This is a genomic window from Achromobacter sp. B7 (assembly GCF_003600685.1).
In the GTDB taxonomy this organism is placed as follows: Bacteria; Pseudomonadota; Gammaproteobacteria; order Burkholderiales; family Burkholderiaceae_B; genus Achromobacter; species Achromobacter spanius_B.
In genome coordinates, this window is the sequence record NZ_CP032084.1 from 5,674,317 (window position 1) to 5,695,028 (window position 20,712).

Below are 20,712 nucleotides of genomic sequence, written 5' to 3' on the forward strand. Positions count from 1 at the left end.
CTAGCGGCGCAGCAGCGCGTGGTTGATCTGGTCGGCGGCGTGGCGCAAGGGCGGCAAAAACGCGTCCAGCATGGCCTCGCGCGTGAAGCGGTTGGACTGCCCGCTGACGTTCATCGCGGCGATCACGCGGCCGCTGCGGTCAACGATGGGCACGGCCACCGATTGCAGGCCGGGTTCAAGTTCCTGCGCCACGCACGCGTAGCCATCGGCGCGCACGCCGGCCAGCAGGCGCTTGAGTTCAACAACGTCGGTAACGGTTTGCGGGGTGTAGGCCTGGATCTGGCTCATGGCCAGCACCCGGTCCAGTTCCGCGTCCGACAGGCCGGCGAGCAGCACGCGGCCCATCGACGTCACCCACGCCGGCAGGCGGCTGCCCACGGCCAGGTTGATGGTCATCACCTTGTGCGTGGACAGGCGCAGGATGTACACGATGTCGGCGCCTTCCAGCACCGACACCGAGCACGATTCGCGCGTCTGCTCGGCCACTTCTTCCATGTACGGCAAGGCCAGGTTCCACAGCGGCGTGCCGGACAGGTAGGCGTAGCCAAGCTCCAGGATGCGCGGGGTCAGTTCGAACTTGCGGTCGGTGACGGTGACGTAGCCCAGGTGTTCCAGCGTCAGCAGGATGCGGCGCGCGCCGGCGCGGGTCAGCCCCGTCACGGCGGCCACTTCGGACAGCGTCATCTGCGAACGGCCCGGGCCGAACGCCCGGATCACCGACAGGCCGCGCGCGAAGGATTGCACGTAGCTGTCGCTGGGCTGCTGGGGGTCTTGCTCGGCCATCCGGTAGGTCCCAAGAGTAAAAAGCTCGCCGCTGGCGAGCCGTTCGTTGCCATTGCGGGCAACGCCAAACGATGGAGGATCGTCATGCGTCGGGTTGCCTTGACGCTGTGCGGTCCCCATGAAACGATGTTCTTCAGAAGAACGAAAGTTCTAGTGAAGAACAAATTATGACACGCCACCTATGAGCGAACATCATGATCTCTAAGCTTGTTGCAAGCGCGGCGGCCGCCCTGGCGGACGTACCCGACGGCGCCACCGTCATGATCGGCGGCTTCGGCACTGCCGGCCAGCCCATGGAATTGATCGACGCCCTGCTCGAACAGGGCGCCAAAGACCTGGTCATCATCAACAACAACGCCGGTAACGGCACCACCGGCCTTGCCGCCCTCTTGGGCGCGAACCGCGTGCGCAAGATCATCTGCTCGTTCCCGCGCCAGGTCGATTCGCAGATTTTCGACGGCCTGTACCGCAGCGGCAAGATCGAGCTGGAACTGGTGCCCCAGGGCAACCTGGCCGAGCGCATCCGCGCCGCGGGCGCCGGCATCGGCGCGTTCTTCTCGCCCACCGGCTACGGCACCCCGCTGGCCGATGGCAAGGAAGTGCGCGAGATCAACGGCCGCCACTACGTGCTGGAATATCCGCTGCACGCCGACTACGCGCTGATCAAGGCCGAACGCGGTGACCGCTGGGGCAACCTGGTCTACCGCAAGACCGCCCGCAACTTCGGCCCCATCATGGCCAGCGCCGCGCGCGTGGCCGTGGCGCAGGTGCGCGAAGTGGTTGAACTGGGCACGCTGGACCCCGAAACCGTCGTCACCCCCGGCATCTTCGTGCAGCGCGTCGTGCAGATCGACGCCGCCCCGGCCGCCAAGGAGCAGCAATGAGCACCAAACTGACCCGCGACCAGATCGCCGCCCGTGTCGCGCAGGACATCCCCGAAGGCGCCTACGTCAACCTGGGCATCGGCTTGCCCACGCTGGTGGCCAACCACCTGCCGGCTGACCGCGAAGTGATCCTGCATACCGAAAACGGCATGCTGGGCATGGGCCCCGCGCCCGCCAAGGGCCAGGAAGACTACGACCTGATCAACGCCGGCAAGCAGCCCGTGACCGAACTGCCCGGCTGCTCGTTCTTCCATCACGCCGACTCGTTCGCGATGATGCGCGGCGGCCACCTGGACATCTGCGTGCTGGGCGCCTTCCAGGTGTCGCAGCACGGCGACCTGGCCAACTGGCACACCGGCGCGCCCGACGCCATCCCCGCCGTGGGCGGCGCGATGGACCTGGCCATCGGCGCCAAAGACGTCTTCGTGATGATGGAACTGCAAACGCGCGAAGGCCAAAGCAAACTGGTCGAGGCGTGCACGTATCCGCTGACGGGCGTGCGCTGCGTGTCGCGCGTGTACACGGACGTGGCGGTGTTCGACATCCGCGCCGACGGCGTCACCGTGACCGACATGTTCGGCGATGTCACCGCTGACGAACTGCTGGCATTGACCGGCCTGCCGTTGAAGTTTTCCCGCTAATCAGGAGCCCCCATCATGCTGTTCATGGTTCAAATGCAAGTCAATCTTCCCGTCGACATGCCGGCCGAACGCGCCGACAAGCTCAAGGCGGACGAAAAGGCCCTGGCCCAACAACTGCAACGCGACGGCAAGTGGAAAGAGCTGTGGCGCGTGGTGGGCCGCTACGCCAACGTGAGCATTTTCGACGTCGAAAGCAATGACGAGCTGCACACGCTGCTGGCGTCGCTGCCGCTGTTTCCGTACATGGACATCAACGTCACGGCGCTGGCGCGCCATCCCTCGGCGATCTGACAGGAGCACTTCATGCCCTACATCATCGAAACGTTCGACAAGCCCAACCACCAGGAAGTGCGCCAGCAACATCGCGCGGCGCACCTGGAGTACCTGGACGCCAACAAGCAGCTGCTGCTGGCGTGCGGCGCCAAACTGCAAGACGACGGCAAGGACGCCGGCGGCGGCCTGTACATCGTTGATCTGGACACGCGCGAAGCCGCGCAACAGTTCATCGACGCCGACCCGTTTTCGCAAGCCAATCTGTTCGACCGTGTGACCATCACGCGCTGGCGCAAAGCCTACGTCGACGGCACCTGCCACCTGTAATCCTGTCGCGGCCGCCTTTTGCGCGGCCGCGTTTTCATCCGAGGACTTCCCACATGGCTTACGCCGATCTCAGCCAGGCCCGGCTGTTCTACGTCATCGATGGCCCCGCCGACGCGCCGGTGCTTGTGCTTTCCAATTCGTTGGGCACCTGCTCCGACATGTGGGCGCGCCAGATTCCCGAACTGACCAAGCATTTCCGCGTGCTGCGCTACGACACGCGCGGCCATGGCAAGTCGTCGGTGCCCGATGGCGAATACACCTTTGCAGAGCTTGCCGGCGACGTTGCCGAACTGCTGGCGCACCTGAACATCAAGCGCGCGCACTTTTGCGGCCTGTCGATGGGCGGCCCCACCGGTATCGCGCTGGCGCTGGCGCACCCGGAACGGATCGGCAAGCTGATCCTGTGCAACACCGCCGCCCGCATCGGATCGGCGGAAGGCTGGAGCACGCGCATTGCCGCCGTGGCCGAGCAGACGCTGGAAAAAATGGCGCCCACGCTGGTCGAACGCTGGTTGACCGATGGCTACCGCGCCGCCGAACCGGGCCTGACGCAAGTGCTGATCGACATGCTGCGCCGCACGCCGGACGCCGGCTATTCGGCCAACTGCGCCGCGCTGCGCGACGCCGACTACCGCGATCAAGTCTCGGCCATCACCGCGCCCACGCTGGTTATCAGCAGCTCGCACGATATGGCCGCCACACCCGTGCAAGGCCGGGAACTGGCCGCCGCCATCGCCGGCGCGCGTTATGTCGAATTGAACACCTCCCATATTTCGAACTGGGAGCAACCGGAAGCCTTCACCCGCGCGGTCGTCGACTTCCTGACGGAGTAACCGCATGCAGCGCTGGAAACATCGGCCCGAAGGCTCCAACTGGGGCGACTTCGGACCCGACGACCAACTGGGCCGTTTGAATCTCATTACCGAAGAACAAGTGCTGAAGGGCGCGCGCGAGATCCGCGCGGGCAAGACGTTCTGCCTGTCGTTGCCGCTGGACCTGCCCGGCGGCAACGTGCTGAACCCGCGCCGCCACCCGCCGCAACTGAGCCCGACGCGGCTGGCCGACACGCCGTACCTGAACTTTCCGCTGCGTAACGTCAATCCGGATGCGGTGGACGTGCTTAGCGACGACCAGGTGCTGCTGTCGATGCAATATTCCACGCAGTGGGACGCGCTGGCGCACGTGGGCGCGCTGTTTGACGCCGATGGCGACGGCACGCCGGAACTGCGCTATTACAACGGCTTTCAGGCGGGCGTGGACGTGGTCGGCCCGGCCGATAGCGAACATACCGGCTGCGCTTGCTCAACCGGCGGCCCGTCCGCCGCGTTGAAGCTGGGCGTGGAAAACCTGGCGCAAAAAGGCATGCAGGGGCGCGGCGTGCTGGTGGACCTGTTCCGACACTACGGCTCGGGCCGCACGCTGATCGGCCATGCCGAACTGATGCATGTGCTGAACACGGATGGCATCACGGTTGAACGCGGCGACATGCTGGTGCTGCGCACCGGTTACGCCGAGGCGGTCGTGGCCATGAACGGCACGCCGGACCCGCAAGTGCTGCACACCTACGGCGCCGCGCTGGACGGCACCGACACGGCCTTGCTGCAATGGATCACGGACAGCGGCATCGCCGCGATCTGCGCCGACAACTACGCGGTTGAGGCCTATCCCGCGCGGGAAAAGACCGGCCCGCGCGCCATGCTGCCGCTGCACCATCACTGCCTGTTCAAGCTGGGCCTGCCCTTGGCGGAGCTTTGGTATTTGAAAGACCTGGCGGACTTTCTCCATGCCAACGGCCGCCATCACTTCATGCTGACCGCCCCGCCGCTGCGCCTGCCGCATGCGATCGGGTCGCCGGTCACGCCGATTGCCACGGTGTAAGTCCACGGCAATCGGCGCGGCCAACGGCCACGCGAAAAAAGCGCCAGACGAGAGCCTGGCGCTTTTTTTATTCGTGGAAGGATTTCAACCCTTCAGGCAGGTGCTCATGAAGGTTTTGCGCGCATCGCCCGTCAGCTTCTGATCGCCGGCCTTGGCGTTGCAGTCCTTCATTTTCTGTTGCTGCGGCGTCAGCTTCTTTTCGGCCCCGGGGGCTTCGCCCTTCAGGCAGCTGCTCATGTAGGCCTTGCGGTCATCGCCCGTTTTACCGGTGGCGGACTTGTTGCAGTCGGCCATGCGTTGCTGTTGCGGCGTGGGCGTCTTGGCGGGCGCGGGCGCGGCGGGGGTCTGGGCGTAGGCCCCGAAAAAACATGCGGACAACACGATGGCCGAGGCCAACTGGCTAGTACGGGAAAGCATGAGTTTCTCCCTTGCGTTAGGCGCCCGTTTGCGTGGATGCGCGCACCCGGACGAGCGGCCGGCCACGTGCCGGCCCCGCCATCATCGAACAAACGGCCACACACGGCAAGCATCGAAAAGTTAGGAAAAGACAAGGCCGAAAGATCTCAATTTGGAGACATTCCGACGCATCCTTGTCAGTAAGCGACGAATATCGGAACAACCCACGCAACCTGTTACCGATTCATCCTTTTGACCCGTTGTGCCTGGCCTGGGAATGGAGTGAGATAGCCCTGTCCGCTAGAAGCGCGGACGGCGCAAACGGCAGCGCGGACAGTCAAGCGCCCCCTACGCCGGCACACCAGGAGACCGCCATGAAACTTGCCCATGCCTTTGTTCTTTTGCTTGCCGGCCTGTCCGGCGCCGCGGGCGCGCAAAGCCTGACGTACGGCGTCACGCTGGGCAACGTGCAGGCGGTGCGCGACACCAATATGAACATGTCCACCATCACGGGTTCGCTGGCCAACCTGTCCGGCCGGCCGGTGTCCAGCGCGGTGCTGACGTATGTGCTGTACGACGCGCAAGGCCGCGAGGTGGGCCGGGTGAATGACGACGTGATCGGCCCGATTCCCCCGGGGCAGATCCGCCTGGTCAAGGCGATGACGCCGCTGAAATTCACCAAGGTCACGGTGCTGGATGTGCGGGCGCAATAGCCGATGACGGAGACGACCTCAAAAAACCCTGATCGAATCAGGGTTTAGACAGGGGGTTGTAGGGACAAATATGGGAAAATTCCGCTTGTCGACTCGATAACAGGGGCTTCCAAACGAAGCCCCTTATTGCGTCTGTCGGCGTGCCAGCAAGCCTGGCCCTGTTTCTAGGAAGCGACCATCATGTTCCCCAAAAGACTCACCGAAGGCTATCAATCGTTCCTGGACGGCCGTTTCCACTCGGAAAGCAGCCGTTATCAGAAGCTGGCTGAACTCGGGCAAAGCCCGGAAATTCTTCTTATTGGCTGCTGCGATTCCCGCGTGTCGCCCGAAGTGATCTTTGACGCCGGCCCCGGCGAGATGTTCGTCGTGCGCAACGTGGCCAACCTGGTTCCGCCCTGTGAGCCGGATTCGGAATCGTCCTATCACGGCACCAGCGCCGCGATCGAATTCGCGGTCAACGGCCTGAACGTCAAGCACATCGTCGTGCTGGGCCACGCGTCCTGCGGCGGCATCCGTTCATTCTTCGACGACGCCAAGCCGTTGTCCAAGGGCGACTTCATCGGCAAATGGATGTCGCAGATCGAACCCGTGGCCGAACGCCTGGGCCCGGGCAGCGGCGACCGCCAGACCAAGCTCAAGCGCCTGGAACTGGCCGTGGTCGAACACAGCCTGAACAACCTGATGACGTTCCCGTCGATTCGCCGCCGTGTTGAAAAGGGCGAGCTGGAGCTGCACGGCACGTACTTCGGCGTGGCCACCGGCGTGCTGTTCCTGCGCGATCCGGAAACCGGCGAATTCAATCCCTGCCTGGAAACCGGCATCACCGAATAAGCCTCATATCCGGTACGCTTGCGGCTGCTTTTCGCTTTCTTCAAAGACGTTACGCAACCCCAAGGACCGATATGAAATTGTTCTTCTCGCCGGCTTCGCCTTTCGTGCGCAAATGCATGGTCATTGCGCACGAACTGGCCCTGACCGACCGCATCGAGAAACTGCCCAGCGCCGCCGGCCCCGTCGCCCGCGACAAAAGCATCATCCCCAGCAACCCGCTGGGCAAGGTGCCCACCTTGATCACGGACGACGGCCAGGTGCTGTACGACAGCCGCGTCATCTGCGAATTCCTGAACGACCTGGGCGGCGGCACGCTGTTCCCCGCGAACGGCCCCGCGCGCTGGCAGGCACTGGCCGACCAGGCCTTGGGCGATGGCGTCATGGACGCCGCGTTGCTGGCGCGCTATGAAGTGGCGCTGCGCCCCGAAGCCCTGCGCTGGACCGACTGGGTCGACGGCCAACTGAGCAAGGCGCACGACGCCCTGGCTCAGCTGGAAAAAGACGTGGTCCGCCTGGACGGCCGCATGGACATCGGCACGATCGCCATCGGCTGCGCCCTGGGCTATCTGGACTTCCGCTTCGGCGATTACGACTGGCGCGCCACGCACCCGGGCGTTGCCGCCTGGTTCAAGACCTTCAACGCGCGCCCCTCCATGCAGGCGACCCTGCCCCCCGTCTGACGCGGTTACGCCTTGACTCCTAGTGCGACGGGCTGACACGACGCCGCGCCCGCAACGCGGTAAATTTTCCCCATGTCAGCCCCCGGCAGACCCGACGATTCGGGTCTTGTCGACTTGCACAGGGAGCAACCATGAACGTCTCTGCGATTTCGCCCATTACCCGTGTTGCCGCGCCCTATCCGGCGCGCGTGCCGCTGGTGGACGACACCCGCCCCACGTTTGAAGCCGAGCGCCTGGCGCGGGAAGCCGCCGTGCGGGAGGCTGCCCTGCGCGAAGCCCAGCGCACCAAGCAGGCCCAGGCCGCCTGGGAAGCGCAACGCCTTGCCCGCGCGCGCGAGGCCTCCGAGGCTGCGCGAACCCGACCGGCCGCCAATACCCGTACCGACACCACTGCCCACACCGACACCACTGCCTACACCGGCCTGCGCGCCGAGGCGCTGGCGCCGTTGGCCGCCGACGTACTCAACCCCGATATCCTGCGCGATCAATTCGCCGATGCGCGCTTGCGCCGCGCGCTGGACGCCTATGCGGCGCAATCGGATCCGGTCGCTCAGCGCGCCGGCAACGCGAACGATCTGGGCACCATCGAAGGGCTGACGCCGTTGCAGCCGTATCGCGTTGCGATGGCCAACCCGCAAGTGGAATTGCAGGCAGCCGTGGCCGTGAAGGCCGCCGCCGTCGCCGTGCCGGCGGTCGTCAACATCGGAGCGACCGAAAACGTGACGGACAACGCGCGCTATCGCTCGGGCGCTGCCGCACGCATGTCCTGAAACGAAAAAGCCGCCTGACAACGCCAGGCGGCTTTTTCATTCGCGTTCAGCGCGGCACCATCGGCGCCGCCCCGCGCGGATCGATCAGTGGAAGAATTCCGCGATCATCGTGGCGCCCATGAAGGTGCCGGCGTTGGCGGCCAGGGACACCACCACGATCTTCCAGCCCAGCTTGCGAAACGCCGGCAGGTCTTTCAGGATCGACAGGCCGGCCATGGCCAGGATCACGGTGGTGAACGGCAGGAAATTCACCTTGCCGACCAGCGCGATGATCTGGTCCGAGTACGGCAGCACGCCCGGGCACCCGGCCGTCATGGCGATCAGCGACAGCACGAACACGGCCGGCAGCTTGGGCACGACACGCAGGACCAGGTCGGTCAGCACCACCAGCAGGATGATGATGCCCATGCCGGGCAAGGCGTCCATGAACGGCACGTTGTAGCCCAGGCGGTTGCCCACCAGCGCGAACAGGCCGCAGATGACATAGGCGGTCAGGCGGTCGCCAAAACCCATCTTGGCGTTATGCGCCGGCACGTCTTCCGACACGCTGTCGTCCACAACCGATTCAGACGCCTTGCCGCGCGACCAGCGGCCCAGCACCGGCTCCAGCTTGCCGTACAGGAAGATGGTGGTCGGCAGCGAGATGAACAGCGTGAAGTACACGCCAACCACGGTCGTCAGCAAGTTGGCGGCGGCGGCCAGCGCAGCCACCTGATGCGCCATTTCAGGCGTCTGCTGCGAGGCGATGGCGCCCACGCCCGCGGCCATCATGCTGCCGGAGCCCACGCCGGCGCCCATGGCGAGCGAGCGCGGATCAAAAATGTTCAGGCTGGTGATGAAGCCGGCCATCAGGGCGACGAACAGCGCGCCGATCACCGTGCCGGTGATGTACTCGGCCATCACGCCGCGGCCTTCGGGCGAATTCATGCCGTAGCGTTCACCGATGATGGCCAGGCTGGGCTCGCGGCCCACCGAGAACGTGGCGCCGATGGCTTCGCGCTTGATGCCCAGCAGCAACGCCAGCGGCAGGCCGATGGCCATGGTGCCGAAGAAGTGACCGAATTCCTGGAACACCAGCGCCCAGCCGGCTTCGCGCACCTGCGGCAACGCGCCGCCCACCATCAGGCCCAGCTTGGCCAGGAAGGGCAGCAAGGCGTATTGCAGATAGCCGCTGATGCGGGTCTGCATGGCTTTGTCGATGCCGGCGCCCACGGGCAGCCGCTGGCCGAAAGCCGCCACGATGGCGCCGATGAAGATGGCCCAAAGCATCGGTTGCAGAACGATCTTGCCCGGACCCACCGAAAACGTGACGCTGCCGATCGCTTCGGAAATACCCACCACCAACAAAATGGCGGCAAGCATTCGAACGCGGGCGGATAGCGACATGGAAGGCGCGGCCAGACTGGCGCTGGCGAGAGACATCGATTTCCCCTGATGAACGTGAGTAGATTTTGTGCGCGTGCCGGGCAAACGCAGCGCTGCGGCAGCAGGCGGAATTTTCGCCGGGGGTCTTTCAAGCAACCATGACACCGCCCGCGCATAAACGTTGCGTAAAATGCAACGCACGGCCTTTTCCTGGGAAAATTTTGCACGGCATCGCTTTCGATACGGGTAAACCCTTAACCGGGACTGTGTATCTGCCGCCGCATCCGCCCGCCTGGAACCCGCCATGGACGAAAAACTCGACGCCCGCCGCACCCACTATTTCATGCAGGTCATGAGCCGGGGCTCGGTGCGTGGCGCCGCCGAAGTGCTGGACATGGACCCGTCCGCCGTCAGCCGCGCCATCGCCGCGCTGGAACGCGACTGCGGCATGGCGCTGTTCGAACGGCGCGGGCGCGGCGTGGTGCCTACCGACGCCGGCCACATCCTGGCCCGCTATGTGAAGCGGCAGCAGAACATCCAGGAAAGCTTCTTCTCTGAAATCGACAGCCTGCGCAAAGCCGAGCGCGGCCATATCGACCTGGTGCTGGGCGAAGGCTTCGTCGAACTGATGTTCGACCGCGTGCTGCCCGGGTACTGGCGCAGCCACCCGGAAGTCACGCTGGACATCGATGTGGCGCGCACGTCCGAGATCGTGCAGCGCATTGTGGACGACCGCGCCTATATAGGATTGGTGTTCCAGCCGCCCAACGACGCGCGGCTGCGCACGCATTATTCGCGGCCCGAACCCATCCGCGCCATCGTCCGCCAGGACCATCCGCTGACCCGGCTGGGCCGCCCCCTGCTGCTGACCGATCTGGCGGATTACCCCGGGGCGTCGATGCAGGAAGGGTTTGGGGTGCGGCAACACATTCAGGCGGCCGAGATCAGTGAACAGGTGCGCTTGCGCAACGTGCTGACGACGTCGTCGTTCAAGGCGCTGTGGCAGTTCGCGGCGGCCGGCATCGGCTACGCGCTGACGCCGCCCATCGCCGTCACGGCCGACATGCGCGCCCAGCGCCTGGCCAGCCTGCCGCTGGCCAACCCCATCCTGAACCAGGGCAGCCTGCACGTGCTGAGCCGCGCCGGCCGCCACATTTCGCCCGCTGCGCGCGAATTGCTGGAACACATCGTGCGCGGCATCGGCACCCCGGCGCCGCCGCCAACTGATACGGTCGCCTGACGCGAATCTGCCTCTGTTTGGCGCGCCCGCCAGCGCCTACAGTGCCAGTTCCCCTCATCCGCCACGAGGCGCATATGCTTAGTTTCCTGCGCACGGTCCGCTCCGTGCTCTGGGGTTTCTTCGGCGTGCGGCGCGGCCGCGGCTACCACGCCGACATCGCCCACAACAAACCCGGCCCGCTGATTGCAACCGGCCTGCTGCTGGCGGCGGTCCTGGTGATCCTGCTGGTCCTGGTCGCGCGCTGGGCAGTGACTGCCGCCTTGTAATAGCGCTGCGCGAAGGTATTTCCATATTACGAGAATGACTTAGACGCTGCCGTCTGCTGGCTGTTACGGTTATGAATCCCCTTTTCCGACGCTGCGCGCCGGACGCTACAGGGCATAGACCGAGAAGACCACAAGGGCAGTAGACATGTACGTGTATGACCCCGTCGACCAGCAGCTTGTCGAGCAGCGTGTGGCGCAGTTTGCCGATCAGACGCGCCGCTTCCTCGACGGCCAGCTCACCGAAGATGAATTCCGCGTTCTGCGCCTGCAGAACGGCCTGTACATCCAACGCCACGCCCCCATGCTGCGCGTGGCCATTCCCTACGGCATGCTGGCGTCGCGCCAACTGCGCACGCTGGCGCACATCGCCCGTAAATGGGATCGCGGCTACGGCCACTTCAGCACCCGCCAGAACATCCAGTTCAACTGGCCGAAGCTGGAAGACGTGCCGGACATCCTGGCCGAACTGGCCACCGTGCAGATGCACGCCATCCAGACCAGCGGCAACTGCATCCGCAACACCACCACCGACCACTTCGCCGGCGTCGCGCCCGATGAACTCGTCGACCCGTTGGTGTGGTGCGAGATCATCCGCCAGTGGTCCACCCTGCACCCCGAATTCGCCTTCCTGCCGCGCAAGTTCAAGATCGCCGTCAGCGGCGCCGTGCAAGACCGCGCGGCCGTCGGCGTGCACGACATCGGCCTGCAAGCCGTTGAACGCGACGGCACGCTGGGCTTTCGCGTGTGGGTCGGCGGCGGCATGGGCCGCACGCCCATCGTCGGCAAGCTGATCAACCCGTTTGTGGAATGGCAGCATCTGCTGACCTACCTGCAAGCCGCGCTGCGCGTCTATAACCTGCACGGCCGCCGCGACAACAAGTACAAGGCGCGCATCAAGATCCTGGTCAAGGACCTGACGCCCGAGGTCTATGCGCAGCAGGTCGATGAGCAGTGGCAACTGATCAAAGACGGCCCCGACACCATCACCCAGGACTTCGTGGACAGCATCAAGGCCCGCTTCGTGTGGCCGCAATACGATGCCGCCGCCGCGCAAGATGCCGACAACACCGACGCGCTGGCCGCCGGCGACAAGCGCTTTGCGCGCTGGCTGCGCACCAACGTGCACGCGCACAAGGTCGCGGGCTACGCCGCCGTCACCGTCTCGCTGAAACCCACCGGCGTGCCGCCCGGCGACATCACCGCCGACCAGATGGACGCCGTGGCCGACCTGGCCGATGCCTATGGCTACGGCGAACTGCGCGTCTCGCACGAACAGAACCTGATTCTGGCCGACGTGCGCCGCGCCCGCCTGCACGAGCTCTGGCAGAAGCTGGAAGCGCTGAACCTGGCCACGCCCAACGTCGGCCTGTTGACCAACATCATCGCCTGTCCGGGCGGCGACTTCTGCGCGCTGGCCAACGCCGTGTCCATCCCCGTGGCCGAAGCCATCCAACGCCAATTCGACGACCTGGACTACCTGTTCGAAATCGGCGAACTGGACCTGAACATCTCCGGCTGCATCAATTCCTGTGGCCACCACCACGTGGGGCACATCGGCATCCTGGGTGTCGATAAGGCCGGCGAAGAGTGGTATCAGGTCACGCTGGGTGGCCGCCAGAACGGCGCCGCCAAGCCCCTGCCCGACCTGGAATCCACGCGCGGCGGCGGCGCTGCCGTGGGCCGCATCATCGGCCCGTCATTCGCACGCGACCAGGTGCCCGGCGTTGTCGACCGCCTGATCCGCACCTACCTGGGCTTGCGCGACAGCGAAACCGAACGCTTCATCGACGTGGTGGACCGCGTCGGCATCGACCCCTTCAAGCAGGACGTCTACGCCGATCCCGCCTTCGCCAAACCCGTACAAAGCGCCGAACCCGCCCATGCCTGACCTCTACGCCCACGACGCCCCCGGCCCGCACCTGATCCGCGACGGCCGCCTGCAAGCCGACACGGCGCGCCCGTTCGTGCCCGAACCCGAAGTGGCCGCCGAGGGCCAGGTGCCCACGGACGAGCCCGGCTGGATCGTGCCGCTTTCCATCTGGAAAACCTCGCGCTCCACCTTGCGCCGCCACAAGCATCCCGTGGCCGTGCTGCTGGAACCCGACGCCGACCTGCGTGACCTGGCTGAGCCGGACGGCACGCTGGACCCCACCGGCATCGCCTTCATCGCCGTGGACTTTCCCAACTACACCGACGGCCGTGGCTATTCGCTGGCGCAGCTGCTGCGCACGCAATACCACTGGACGGGCGAACTGCGCGCCGTGGGCGACGTGATGATCGACACCATCCACTACCAGGCGCGCGTCGGCTTCAGCAGCTTTCTGGTCAAGCCGGGCCACGACCCCAAAAAGGCGCTGGACGCCTTCAATACGTTCACGGTGCACTACCAGAAAACGTATCGCGCACCGACCCCGGCCGCGGCTTGACGTCGTCTTGCGCCAGCTGGCCGCGGATCAGTTCCGCGATGCTGCGCTGGCGCGGCGCCTGCATCCGGTCGATCAGGCTGGATACGCTGACCGCCAGACGCGGATAACCGTTGGCGTCGCACACGGCGACGCCAACGCCCAGCACGCCGGGCACCGCCGCGTTGCCCACCACCGACCAGCCCCGGTCGCGCGTGTTCTCAACCAGCCGCCGCATCTGCACACCGGTCATGCCGCCATAGGCGCGCAAGGCGTTTTCGTTTTGCGTCACCACTTCATCGGCCTCGGCCGGCGGCAATGCCGCCAACAGCGCCAGGCCGGCCGCGCCCACGCCCAATGGCTGGCGGTGCCCCACCGTTACCGCCAGTACCTGCACCGGGTAATTGCCCACTTCGCGATGCAGGCATAGCGAATCGTTTGCCGCGCGACAGATCAGAAAGGCGGAATCCCCCGTCACGTCGCTGATCTGGCGCAGCACCGGCCGCAGGCCGCGCACGGACTGCGCATGCGGGTCGCCGGCCATCATCACGCCCAGTTCCGCGATGCGCCAGCGCGGCGCCTCGGACTCGCGCAGGGCATAGCCTTCCTGCACCAGCACTTCCAGGTAGCGATACGCGGTAGAGCGCTGCATACCCGCCGCGCGAGCAATGTCGGTGACGTGCATGCCGCCCGCCCCCGCTTGCCGCAACACCCCTAGCACCCGCAGGCCCCGGCGCAAGACCACGGGCCCCGAGGACTGCGATTCCGACTCCGATTCCGCTTTGTTCATATTTTGGACACCCTGCGTTGCTGACGCTTGCATCAAAGCCCAATATCAAAACGGGCAGACGAAGATCTGTCCAAATATTAGACAAAACAGGACGGAGACATTCATGAAGACTGCATACACAAGGCGGCTGGCCGCCTTTGCGCTGACCCTGGGCAGCGCGCTGGTCGCCGGCGCCCCTGCCCTGGCGGCCAAGCCCTACCCCGATCGCCCCGTCACGCTGGTGGTGGGCTACGCGGCGGGCGGCGCCACCGATATCGTCGCCCGCTTGATGGCCAAGTCGCTGTCCGAGGCGCTGGGCCAGACTTTCGTCGTGGAAAACAAGACGGGCGCCAACAGCAACATCGGCGCCGAGATCGTGTCGCGCGCCACCCCGGACGGCTACACGCTGTACGTGGGTTCCATCGCCAACACGATCAACCGCAGCCTGTACAGCCAGCTGAACTACGACTTCATCAAGGACTTCAAGCCCGTCGGCCTGGTCGCGACCATTCCGAACATTCTGGTGGTCAACCCCAAGGTGCCGGTCAAGACGGTGCAGGAATACATCGCCTATGCCCGCGCGCATCCGGGCAAGCTGACCTGCGCCTCGTCGGGCAGCGGCTCGTCCATCCACCTGTCTTGCGAGCTGTTCAAGATGGAAACGGGCACCGACATCCTGCACGTGCCGTATCGCGGCAGCGGTCCGGCCGTGGCCGACCTGTTGGGCGGCCAGGTCGATTCCATGTTCGACAACCTGCCCTCGTCGTTGCCGCACGTGCAGGCCGGCAAGCTGCGCGCCATTGGCGTGACATCGCCGCAGCGCCTGCCCGCCACGCCGGACGTGCCCACGCTGGCTGAATCCGGGTTGCCGGGCTTTGACGTGGAATCGTGGTTTGGCCTGGTCGCGCCCGCCGGCACGCCGCAGCCCGTCATCGCGCGCCTGAACGAAGCGCTGAACCAGGCACTGGCCAGCCCCGCCTTGCAGGCGTCCTACAAGCAGGCCGGCTTCTACGCGCCGACCACGCCCAACACGCCGGAGACCTTCGCCAAGAAGATCGACAGCGAAATCGACAAATGGGCCGCCGTCGTCAAACGCGCCGACATCAAGGCCAACTAGTTTTCAGGAGCACAGGGTGTACCCGATCGATTTCTTTTTCCGCGCGGCCGAGCAGTATCCCGAACGCATTGCGCTGGACGGCCCCGAAGGCGCGGTGACCTACGCCGAACTGGCTGCCCGTACCCGCGCCCTGGCGGCCGCGTTGCAAGACCTGGACCCCGAACCGCAAACGCGCGTGGCCCTGTGCGCGGGAAATTCCGCGCGGCACATCCTGGCGCTGCTGGCCGTGCTGGCCAGCGGAAAGATCTGGGTCCCGCTTAACTATCGCAGCACCGCGCGCGAGATCGGGCGCATCCTGGATGCGACCACGCCGTCCATCGTCATCGTGGACGCCACCGGCGACCCGCTGGCGCCGTGGGCGGACGGCGCACGCATCCATCTTGACGATGCCGACCGGGACGGAGACGGGAACGCTGACACGGGCACAGCCACAGCCGCTGATACCTCCACGGGCAGCGGCAAGGGCGCGAGCACCCGCACCGGTGCAAACCTGCGCCTGAACGCGCTGCTGCGTCAGTACGCCGGACACGAGCCCACGCGCCACGCGCTGTCCCGTGACGCCACGCAGGCCATCAAGTTCACGGGTGGCACCACCGGGCTGCCCAAGGGCGTCATGCAACCGTACCGCGCGTGGAACGCCGGCATCATCAACCAGATCGCCAGCTGGCAGCTGACGTGCGAGGACCGCTACGTGGTGTCCGCGCCCATCACCCACGGCACCGGCACCTACATGCTGCCCATACTGGCCTGCGGCGGCGCGCACCTGCTGCTGGACAGCGTGACCCCGGCCACCATCACCGCCGCCTTTCGCGAGCGCGGCGGCACGCTGAGCTTCATGCCGCCCACGCTGATCTACATGATCATGGCGCAGGACGGCGTGTCGCGCGCCGACTTTCCCAAGCTGCGCAACCTGATCTACGGCGGCGCGCCGATGCCGCCGGAGAAAATAGACCGCGCGCGCGACTTCTTCGGCCCCGTGCTGGGCACCACCTATGGCCAGACCGAAGCGCCGCAAATCGCCACCGTGCTGCGCCCGTCGGACTTGAACGACCCGCGCAACCGCGCCTCGGTCGGGCGGGCGACATGGCTGTCCGACGTCGCCATCATGGCGCCCGACGGCACGCTGTTGCCGCGCGGTGACATCGGCGAAGTCGTGGTGCAGGGCGACCTGACGATGACGGGCTACTGGCGCCTGCCCGAGAAGACCGCCGAAACGCTGGTGGACGGCTGGCTGCACACCGGCGACACGGGCCTGATCGACGCACGCGGCTATCTGTTCCTGAAAGACCGGCTGCGCGACGTCATCATCACCGGCGGCTTCAACGTGTACCCGGTCGATGTCGAGAACGCGCTGTCGTCGCACCCGGCCGTGTACGAATGCTCGGTGTTCGGCCTGCCCGACGACAAATGGGGCGAAGCCGTGCACGCCGCCGTGCAGTTCCACCCAGGCGCGCAGGCCGATGCCGACGCGCTGAAGGCGCATGTGCGCGCACTGTTGGGGCCGGTCGCCACGCCCAAGCAATTCCATATCCACGACAGCCTGCCGCGCTCCAGCGTGGGCAAGGTCCTGAAGAATGCCGTGCGCGACGCCGCACAAAAGGAGACGCCATGAACCCACCTGAAACCCGCCTTTGCGCCCATCACCTGACCGGCATGTCGTACCGCGACGTCGATCTGGTTGACGGCCTGATCGGCAAGAAGACCTTTACCGAAGTCATGATCATGCAGATCCTGGGCCGCGACGCGCGCCCGGTGGACATGCGCATCGTGGACGCGGTGCTGGTCACGTTGATGGAACACGGCATGACGCCCAGCGCCATCGCCACGCGCCTGATCTACATGAGCGCCCCCGAAAACCTGCAAGGCGCCGTCGCGTCCGGCTTGATGGCGGTGGGCAGCCAATTCGTGGGCACCATGGAAAATTGCTCGCGCCTGCTGGACCGTATCAAGCAGGCGGCGGACGGCCGTGCCGAAGCGCTGGCCATCGCGCGCGAATTCCGCGAACAGCGCCAGGCGCTGCCCGGCTTTGGCCACCATCTGCACAAGCCCGACGACCCGCGTTCGATCAAGCTGCTGGCGCTGGCCGAGGCCGAGCCGGACCTGGAGGGCGCGTCGCTGAACGCGCTGCGCCTGCTGGCCGCCGCCGTGGACGAGACCTATGGCAAGCACATCACCATCAACGCCACGGGCGCGGTGGCCGCGTTGCTTAGCGAAATCGGCGTACCCACGAACCTGATGCGCGGCTTTGCCGTGATCTCGCGCGCGGCCGGCCTGGTGTCGCACGTGGCCGAAGAACAGCAAAGCCCATCGGGCCGCTACATCTGGGAAACCATTGACCACGCCATTCCTTACGTCGGCAAGGGCAAGACGCATCAGCAAGAGGACGGAGGACCGGCATGACGGCGGCGCAGGGCACCGATACCCGGCTGGCGGGCAAGGTCGCGCTGGTGGCCGGCGCCGGCGCGTCCGCCAGCGGCTGGAGCATCGGCCGCGCCAGCTGCGTGACGATGGCGCGGCAAGGCGCCGCCATCGTGGCGCTGGACGTGAACCTGGCGGCCGCGCAAGACGCCGCCCATGAAGTCGAAAAAATTGGCGGCAGCGCCTTGGCCGTGCAAGCCGACGTGGCAGACCCCGACGCCATGCAGGCGGCGGTGGACGCCGCGCTGCGCCGCTATGGCCGCATCGACATCCTGCAAGCCAACGCGGGCATCGGCAAGGTGGGCGGGCCGGAAGATATTTCGCTGCAAGACTGGGACCGCATCCAGCAGGTGAACGTGACCAGCCTGCTGATCGCCACGCGCCTGCTGGCGCCCGTGATGCGGCAACAGGGCGGCGGCGCCATCGTCACGGTGTCGTCCATTGCTGGCATCCGGTACACGGGTTACCCACACCTGGCCTACAGCGTCAGCAAGGCTGCCGTCATCCACTTTGCGCGCATGGCGGCGCAGCAATATGCCGGTGACGGCATCCGCGTGAATACCGTGATCCCCGGGCTGATCGACACCCCGCGCGTGGCGCAGAACGTGGCGCGCATGTTCGACCCCGACAACCTGCAAGCCGCGCTGGCCGCGCGCGACAAGCAGGTGCCCATGGGCCGCATGGGCACGCCCTGGGAGGTGGCGAAAGCGGTGGCGTTCCTGGCGTCGGACGATGCGTCGTACATCACCGGCACCGAGCTGGTCGTGGACGGCGGGCTGACGGGCAAGTACGCCTGATCGTGGGCGCCGGACTCAGGCGCTACGCCTGATCGTCAGGCGCCAGACGCAGGCGCGACGCTTACCAGGACGTGGAGTACGCCCCCGGGAACTGCTTGGCCACAAACGCCTTCACCTCGTCCGACTGGTACGCCTTGATGAAGCGGGCAATGCGCGGGTCGTTCTTATTGTCTTCACGCGCGGCGATCACCACGGCGGCAAAGGGCGCGTCCTTGCTTTCCAGCGCCAGCGCATCCTTAGCGGGCGACAGGCCCGCCGGGATGGCGTAGGCCGAGTTGACCGCCGCCGCGTCCACGTCCGACAGCGAATGCGGCAACTGCGCCGCTTCGATCTCTATGAACTTTAGCTGCTTGGGGTTTTCAACGATGTCGAACAGCGACGCCGTCACCGTCACGCCGTCCTTGAGCTTGATGAGCTTGGCCGCCTGCAACACCAGCAGCGCGCGGGCGCCGTTGGTGGGGTCATTGGGTATCGCCACCTTGCCGCCTTGCGGCAGGTCGTCCAGCGACTTCAGGCGCTTGGAATAGATGCCCATCTGCTGCACCACGGCGGTGGCCACCGGCACCAGCTTGTAGCCACGCGCCTTGTTCTGCGAGTCCAGAAAAGGCTTGTGCTGATAGATGTTCAGGTCCAGTTCCCTGGCGTCCAGCGCGGCGTTGGGCTGGATGAAATCGCTGAATTCGATCAGCTTCACTTTCAGGCCCTGCTTGGCCGCCACCTGCTGCACCACTTCGCCGATCTGCGCGTGCGGACCCACGGTGACGCCGACCTTCAGTTCGGCGTCCTGCGCCATGGCTTGGGTGCCGGCAAAACCGAGCACAACGGCGAATACGGCGAGGGAATGGCGAAGGCGCATGGGGCGCATAGGGATCTCTGAAAGTAGAAAGAATGACCCGCGATTCTATGCAGGGCCCTACAAAACCGGAAGCGATGAATATTCATATTGATATGCGCGAAATCGTATAAAGCGCCGCGCCATGACAAGCCCGCGTCATGCGGACACAATAGCGGCTGCCATCAATCATCCGCATTCACGCCATGCCCACATCCGCCGAACTACACCCGCACGCGCGCTCCTTGCTTGCCGACCACTACCAAGCCATCGATGCGGACCTGCCCGCGTTGCTGGACCTGCTGTTCGCCCGCAGCGCCGGTGAAGACTGGCACAAGGCCGGCACCTTCAAGCACCATCTGCTGGGCGTGTACCGCACGCTGGCGCTGTGGAACCAGCCGCGCGAAGTGCGCATGCTGGGCTTGTTCCACAGCGTGTACGGCAACGAATACGTGGACCTGACCTTGTTCGACCGCGAGCGCGAACGCGAGACGTTGCGCAACGTGCTGGGCGACGAAGCCGAGGAATGGGTCAGCCTGTTCTGCGCCATGCCTCGCACGAAGTTCGTGCAGGCCGTGCTGGCGGGCCAAGGCACGGGCAGTGCGGGCATGACGCTTGAAGGCACCGATGGCGAGGTATTTACGTTGACGCCGCGCCAGGTCGCCGCGTTCATCGTCGTGTCCGCCGCCGACATCGGCGAACAATGGCACAGCTGGCAAGACGAAATCTTCGCCGGTTATCCGCAGCAGCAGCGGCGTGATCTGAAAGCCAACTGGGCATCGTCGCTGTGGCCCGGCCCGCTGAAGCCGCCGTCAAATATCCTGTCGATGCTGTCGCACTTGCTGGCGCCCTTGTCTGGCATGCCAGCCGATACCGGCATCCCCGTCCCGCCGGCGTTCGACGCGTGCCGCGCCACGCTCAGCCCGCGCGACGAAGCCGCCGCCAGCGCGCTGTATTGGCAGGTCATCACGCGCATGCACCCGCTGACGGAAATGGACAGCGCGCGCCATCTACTGGAAGCCGCCGTGGCGCATAACCCGTGGGTGGGCGAACCGCGTTTGCTGCTGGCGCAACTGGCGCTGACCTCGGGCGATTTCGACGCGGCCCAAACGCATGCGGCAGCTGGCTTGGCGGCTTTGCAGGCCTGGGGCACGGCGTGGGACAAGCGCATTGAGTGGGCGGGCTGGATGGCCTGGGCGCGCATCGAATTGCAAAACGCCCGCGCGCGTCAATGGCCGGAAAATCTGGCAGCGCTTAATGGCTTGGGGCTGGTGGAGTAAGCCCGGGGCGCCGCCACCATGCAAACAGCCCCGCATGCGGGGCTGTTTCA

24 protein-coding genes are annotated in these 20,712 nt (G+C 65.7%); 19 read left to right on the top strand and 5 right to left on the bottom strand.

Going from position 1 to position 20,712, the window contains the following annotated elements; translation table 11 throughout:
* The gene (locus DVB37_RS25600) at window positions 1–783 is read right to left on the bottom strand and encodes an IclR family transcriptional regulator (RefSeq protein ID WP_104141683.1); all 783 of its coding nucleotides are present in this window, start codon (window positions 781–783) and stop codon (window positions 1–3) included.
* Window positions 784–977: 194 nt separating this feature from the next.
* On the opposite strand from DVB37_RS25600, the gene DVB37_RS25605 reads away from it, so the two are divergent.
* The 6 genes from DVB37_RS25605 to DVB37_RS25630 are packed head-to-tail and all read left to right on the top strand — an operon-like array spanning window position 978 to window position 4,786.
* A complete protein-coding gene (locus DVB37_RS25605) occupies window positions 978–1,667 on the top strand; it encodes a 3-oxoacid CoA-transferase subunit A (protein ID WP_046803261.1) in 690 nt (229 codons plus the stop codon).
* Entirely contained in the window at window positions 1,664–2,308 is a 645-nt protein-coding gene (locus DVB37_RS25610) for a 3-oxoacid CoA-transferase subunit B (protein ID WP_046803260.1), read from the top strand. Before DVB37_RS25605 ends, DVB37_RS25610 begins: the two co-directional genes overlap by 4 nt.
* Before the next feature lie 15 nt (window positions 2,309–2,323).
* Window positions 2,324–2,599, top strand: a complete 276-nt coding sequence (gene catC / locus DVB37_RS25615; RefSeq protein ID WP_006227165.1) for a muconolactone Delta-isomerase — start codon at window positions 2,324–2,326, stop codon at window positions 2,597–2,599.
* A gap of 12 nt (window positions 2,600–2,611) precedes the next feature.
* Window positions 2,612–2,908, top strand: coding sequence for a YciI family protein (locus tag DVB37_RS25620; protein WP_006216052.1), 297 nt, complete (start codon window positions 2,612–2,614; stop codon window positions 2,906–2,908).
* Between the two features lie 53 nt (window positions 2,909–2,961).
* Entirely contained in the window at window positions 2,962–3,741 is a 780-nt protein-coding gene (gene pcaD, locus DVB37_RS25625) for a 3-oxoadipate enol-lactonase (protein ID WP_120157132.1), read from the top strand.
* Between the two features lie 4 nt (window positions 3,742–3,745).
* On the top strand, window positions 3,746–4,786 hold the full coding sequence (locus tag DVB37_RS25630; RefSeq protein WP_046803258.1) for a cyclase family protein: 1,041 nt from the start codon (window positions 3,746–3,748) through the stop codon (window positions 4,784–4,786).
* Between the two features lie 84 nt (window positions 4,787–4,870).
* Here the strand turns inward: DVB37_RS25630 and DVB37_RS25635 are convergent, their stop codons facing one another.
* Entirely contained in the window at window positions 4,871–5,203 is a 333-nt protein-coding gene (locus DVB37_RS25635; RefSeq protein WP_046803257.1) for a PsiF family protein, read from the bottom strand.
* Window positions 5,204–5,556: 353 nt separating this feature from the next.
* Here DVB37_RS25635 and DVB37_RS25640 point away from each other — a divergent pair, with 353 nt between their 5' ends.
* The 4 genes from DVB37_RS25640 to DVB37_RS25655 all read left to right on the top strand — a co-directional run bounded on the left by DVB37_RS25640 (window position 5,557) and on the right by DVB37_RS25655 (window position 8,176).
* A complete protein-coding gene (locus tag DVB37_RS25640; RefSeq protein WP_046803256.1) occupies window positions 5,557–5,895 on the top strand; it encodes an FxLYD domain-containing protein in 339 nt (112 codons plus the stop codon).
* 180 nt (window positions 5,896–6,075) lie between these two features.
* Entirely contained in the window at window positions 6,076–6,726 is a 651-nt protein-coding gene (locus DVB37_RS25645; protein WP_046803255.1) for a carbonic anhydrase, read from the top strand.
* Window positions 6,727–6,797: 71 nt separating this feature from the next.
* Entirely contained in the window at window positions 6,798–7,406 is a 609-nt protein-coding gene (locus DVB37_RS25650) for a glutathione S-transferase (RefSeq protein ID WP_046803254.1), read from the top strand.
* Between the two features lie 131 nt (window positions 7,407–7,537).
* Entirely contained in the window at window positions 7,538–8,176 is a 639-nt protein-coding gene (locus DVB37_RS25655; RefSeq protein WP_120157133.1) for a hypothetical protein, read from the top strand.
* 84 nt (window positions 8,177–8,260) lie between these two features.
* Here DVB37_RS25655 and DVB37_RS25660 read toward each other — a convergent pair whose 3' ends face one another.
* Complete coding sequence (locus DVB37_RS25660) at window positions 8,261–9,598, bottom strand: DUF3100 domain-containing protein (protein WP_120157134.1); 1,338 nt, start codon at window positions 9,596–9,598, stop codon at window positions 8,261–8,263.
* Window positions 9,599–9,845: 247 nt separating this feature from the next.
* Here DVB37_RS25660 and DVB37_RS25665 point away from each other — a divergent pair, with 247 nt between their 5' ends.
* From DVB37_RS25665 to DVB37_RS25680, 4 genes are all read left to right on the top strand, one after another.
* Window positions 9,846–10,781, top strand: coding sequence for a LysR family transcriptional regulator (locus DVB37_RS25665; protein WP_046803251.1), 936 nt, complete (start codon window positions 9,846–9,848; stop codon window positions 10,779–10,781).
* Window positions 10,782–10,855: 74 nt separating this feature from the next.
* On the top strand, window positions 10,856–11,047 hold the full coding sequence (locus DVB37_RS25670) for a DUF2970 domain-containing protein (protein ID WP_046803250.1): 192 nt from the start codon (window positions 10,856–10,858) through the stop codon (window positions 11,045–11,047).
* A 145-nt stretch (window positions 11,048–11,192) separates the two neighbouring features.
* Window positions 11,193–12,935 carry a nitrite/sulfite reductase gene (locus DVB37_RS25675; RefSeq protein ID WP_046803249.1) on the top strand — a complete coding sequence of 581 codons (1,743 nt, stop codon included), beginning with the start codon at window positions 11,193–11,195 and terminating at the stop codon, window positions 12,933–12,935.
* Window positions 12,928–13,473, top strand: coding sequence for a DUF934 domain-containing protein (locus DVB37_RS25680; protein WP_120157135.1), 546 nt, complete (start codon window positions 12,928–12,930; stop codon window positions 13,471–13,473). Before DVB37_RS25675 ends, DVB37_RS25680 begins: the two co-directional genes overlap by 8 nt.
* Here the strand turns inward: DVB37_RS25680 and DVB37_RS25685 are convergent.
* Complete coding sequence (locus tag DVB37_RS25685) at window positions 13,421–14,239, bottom strand: IclR family transcriptional regulator (RefSeq protein WP_120157136.1); 819 nt, start codon at window positions 14,237–14,239, stop codon at window positions 13,421–13,423. The genes DVB37_RS25680 and DVB37_RS25685 overlap by 53 nt on opposite strands.
* Before the next feature lie 103 nt (window positions 14,240–14,342).
* Here DVB37_RS25685 and DVB37_RS25690 point away from each other — a divergent pair, with 103 nt between their 5' ends.
* Genes DVB37_RS25690 through DVB37_RS25705 form a run of 4 tightly spaced genes read left to right on the top strand, consistent with a single transcriptional unit; the run spans window position 14,343 to window position 18,550 of the window.
* Window positions 14,343–15,335: a tripartite tricarboxylate transporter substrate binding protein gene (locus tag DVB37_RS25690; protein WP_046803246.1), complete on the top strand. Its 993-nt coding sequence runs from the start codon at window positions 14,343–14,345 to the stop codon at window positions 15,333–15,335.
* Between the two features lie 16 nt (window positions 15,336–15,351).
* Window positions 15,352–16,947 (top strand): class I adenylate-forming enzyme family protein, encoded by a 1,596-nt coding sequence (locus DVB37_RS25695; RefSeq protein ID WP_120157137.1) that lies wholly within the window; start codon window positions 15,352–15,354, stop codon window positions 16,945–16,947.
* On the top strand, window positions 16,944–17,735 hold the full coding sequence (locus tag DVB37_RS25700; RefSeq protein ID WP_046803244.1) for a citryl-CoA lyase: 792 nt from the start codon (window positions 16,944–16,946) through the stop codon (window positions 17,733–17,735). The genes DVB37_RS25695 and DVB37_RS25700 overlap by 4 nt, the downstream gene beginning before the upstream one ends.
* The gene (locus DVB37_RS25705) at window positions 17,732–18,550 is read left to right on the top strand and encodes an SDR family NAD(P)-dependent oxidoreductase (protein WP_046803243.1); all 819 of its coding nucleotides are present in this window, start codon (window positions 17,732–17,734) and stop codon (window positions 18,548–18,550) included. The genes DVB37_RS25700 and DVB37_RS25705 overlap by 4 nt, the downstream gene beginning before the upstream one ends.
* 61 nt (window positions 18,551–18,611) lie before the next feature.
* Here DVB37_RS25705 and DVB37_RS25710 read toward each other — a convergent pair whose 3' ends face one another.
* Window positions 18,612–19,406, bottom strand: a complete 795-nt coding sequence (locus tag DVB37_RS25710; protein ID WP_120157652.1) for a MetQ/NlpA family ABC transporter substrate-binding protein — start codon at window positions 19,404–19,406, stop codon at window positions 18,612–18,614.
* 182 nt (window positions 19,407–19,588) lie between these two features.
* On the opposite strand from DVB37_RS25710, the gene DVB37_RS25715 reads away from it, so the two are divergent.
* A complete protein-coding gene (locus DVB37_RS25715; RefSeq protein ID WP_120157138.1) occupies window positions 19,589–20,662 on the top strand; it encodes a tetratricopeptide repeat protein in 1,074 nt (357 codons plus the stop codon).
* The last annotated feature ends 50 nt before the right edge of the window (window positions 20,663–20,712 follow it).

Coding starts and splice junctions, on each gene's coding strand:
- DVB37_RS25620 (WP_006216052.1), top strand. CDS start 2,612: ATGCCCTACATCATCGAAACGTTCGACAAGCCCAACCACCAGGAAGTG.
- DVB37_RS25715 (WP_120157138.1), top strand. CDS start 19,589: ATGCCCACATCCGCCGAACTACACCCGCACGCGCGCTCCTTGCTTGCC.
- DVB37_RS25635 (WP_046803257.1), bottom strand. CDS start 5,203: ATGCTTTCCCGTACTAGCCAGTTGGCCTCGGCCATCGTGTTGTCCGCA.
- DVB37_RS25680 (WP_120157135.1), top strand. CDS start 12,928: ATGCCTGACCTCTACGCCCACGACGCCCCCGGCCCGCACCTGATCCGC.
- DVB37_RS25630 (WP_046803258.1), top strand. CDS start 3,746: ATGCAGCGCTGGAAACATCGGCCCGAAGGCTCCAACTGGGGCGACTTC.
- DVB37_RS25645 (WP_046803255.1), top strand. CDS start 6,076: ATGTTCCCCAAAAGACTCACCGAAGGCTATCAATCGTTCCTGGACGGC.
- DVB37_RS25660 (WP_120157134.1), bottom strand. CDS start 9,598: ATGTCTCTCGCCAGCGCCAGTCTGGCCGCGCCTTCCATGTCGCTATCC.
- DVB37_RS25670 (WP_046803250.1), top strand. CDS start 10,856: ATGCTTAGTTTCCTGCGCACGGTCCGCTCCGTGCTCTGGGGTTTCTTC.
- DVB37_RS25665 (WP_046803251.1), top strand. CDS start 9,846: ATGGACGAAAAACTCGACGCCCGCCGCACCCACTATTTCATGCAGGTC.
- DVB37_RS25710 (WP_120157652.1), bottom strand. CDS start 19,406: ATGCGCCTTCGCCATTCCCTCGCCGTATTCGCCGTTGTGCTCGGTTTT.
- pcaD (WP_120157132.1), top strand. CDS start 2,962: ATGGCTTACGCCGATCTCAGCCAGGCCCGGCTGTTCTACGTCATCGAT.
- catC (WP_006227165.1), top strand. CDS start 2,324: ATGCTGTTCATGGTTCAAATGCAAGTCAATCTTCCCGTCGACATGCCG.
- DVB37_RS25675 (WP_046803249.1), top strand. CDS start 11,193: ATGTACGTGTATGACCCCGTCGACCAGCAGCTTGTCGAGCAGCGTGTG.
- DVB37_RS25655 (WP_120157133.1), top strand. CDS start 7,538: ATGAACGTCTCTGCGATTTCGCCCATTACCCGTGTTGCCGCGCCCTAT.
- DVB37_RS25690 (WP_046803246.1), top strand. CDS start 14,343: ATGAAGACTGCATACACAAGGCGGCTGGCCGCCTTTGCGCTGACCCTG.
- DVB37_RS25610 (WP_046803260.1), top strand. CDS start 1,664: ATGAGCACCAAACTGACCCGCGACCAGATCGCCGCCCGTGTCGCGCAG.
- DVB37_RS25685 (WP_120157136.1), bottom strand. CDS start 14,239: ATGAACAAAGCGGAATCGGAGTCGGAATCGCAGTCCTCGGGGCCCGTG.
- DVB37_RS25600 (WP_104141683.1), bottom strand. CDS start 783: ATGGCCGAGCAAGACCCCCAGCAGCCCAGCGACAGCTACGTGCAATCC.
- DVB37_RS25650 (WP_046803254.1), top strand. CDS start 6,798: ATGAAATTGTTCTTCTCGCCGGCTTCGCCTTTCGTGCGCAAATGCATG.
- DVB37_RS25700 (WP_046803244.1), top strand. CDS start 16,944: ATGAACCCACCTGAAACCCGCCTTTGCGCCCATCACCTGACCGGCATG.
- DVB37_RS25705 (WP_046803243.1), top strand. CDS start 17,732: ATGACGGCGGCGCAGGGCACCGATACCCGGCTGGCGGGCAAGGTCGCG.
- DVB37_RS25640 (WP_046803256.1), top strand. CDS start 5,557: ATGAAACTTGCCCATGCCTTTGTTCTTTTGCTTGCCGGCCTGTCCGGC.
- DVB37_RS25605 (WP_046803261.1), top strand. CDS start 978: ATGATCTCTAAGCTTGTTGCAAGCGCGGCGGCCGCCCTGGCGGACGTA.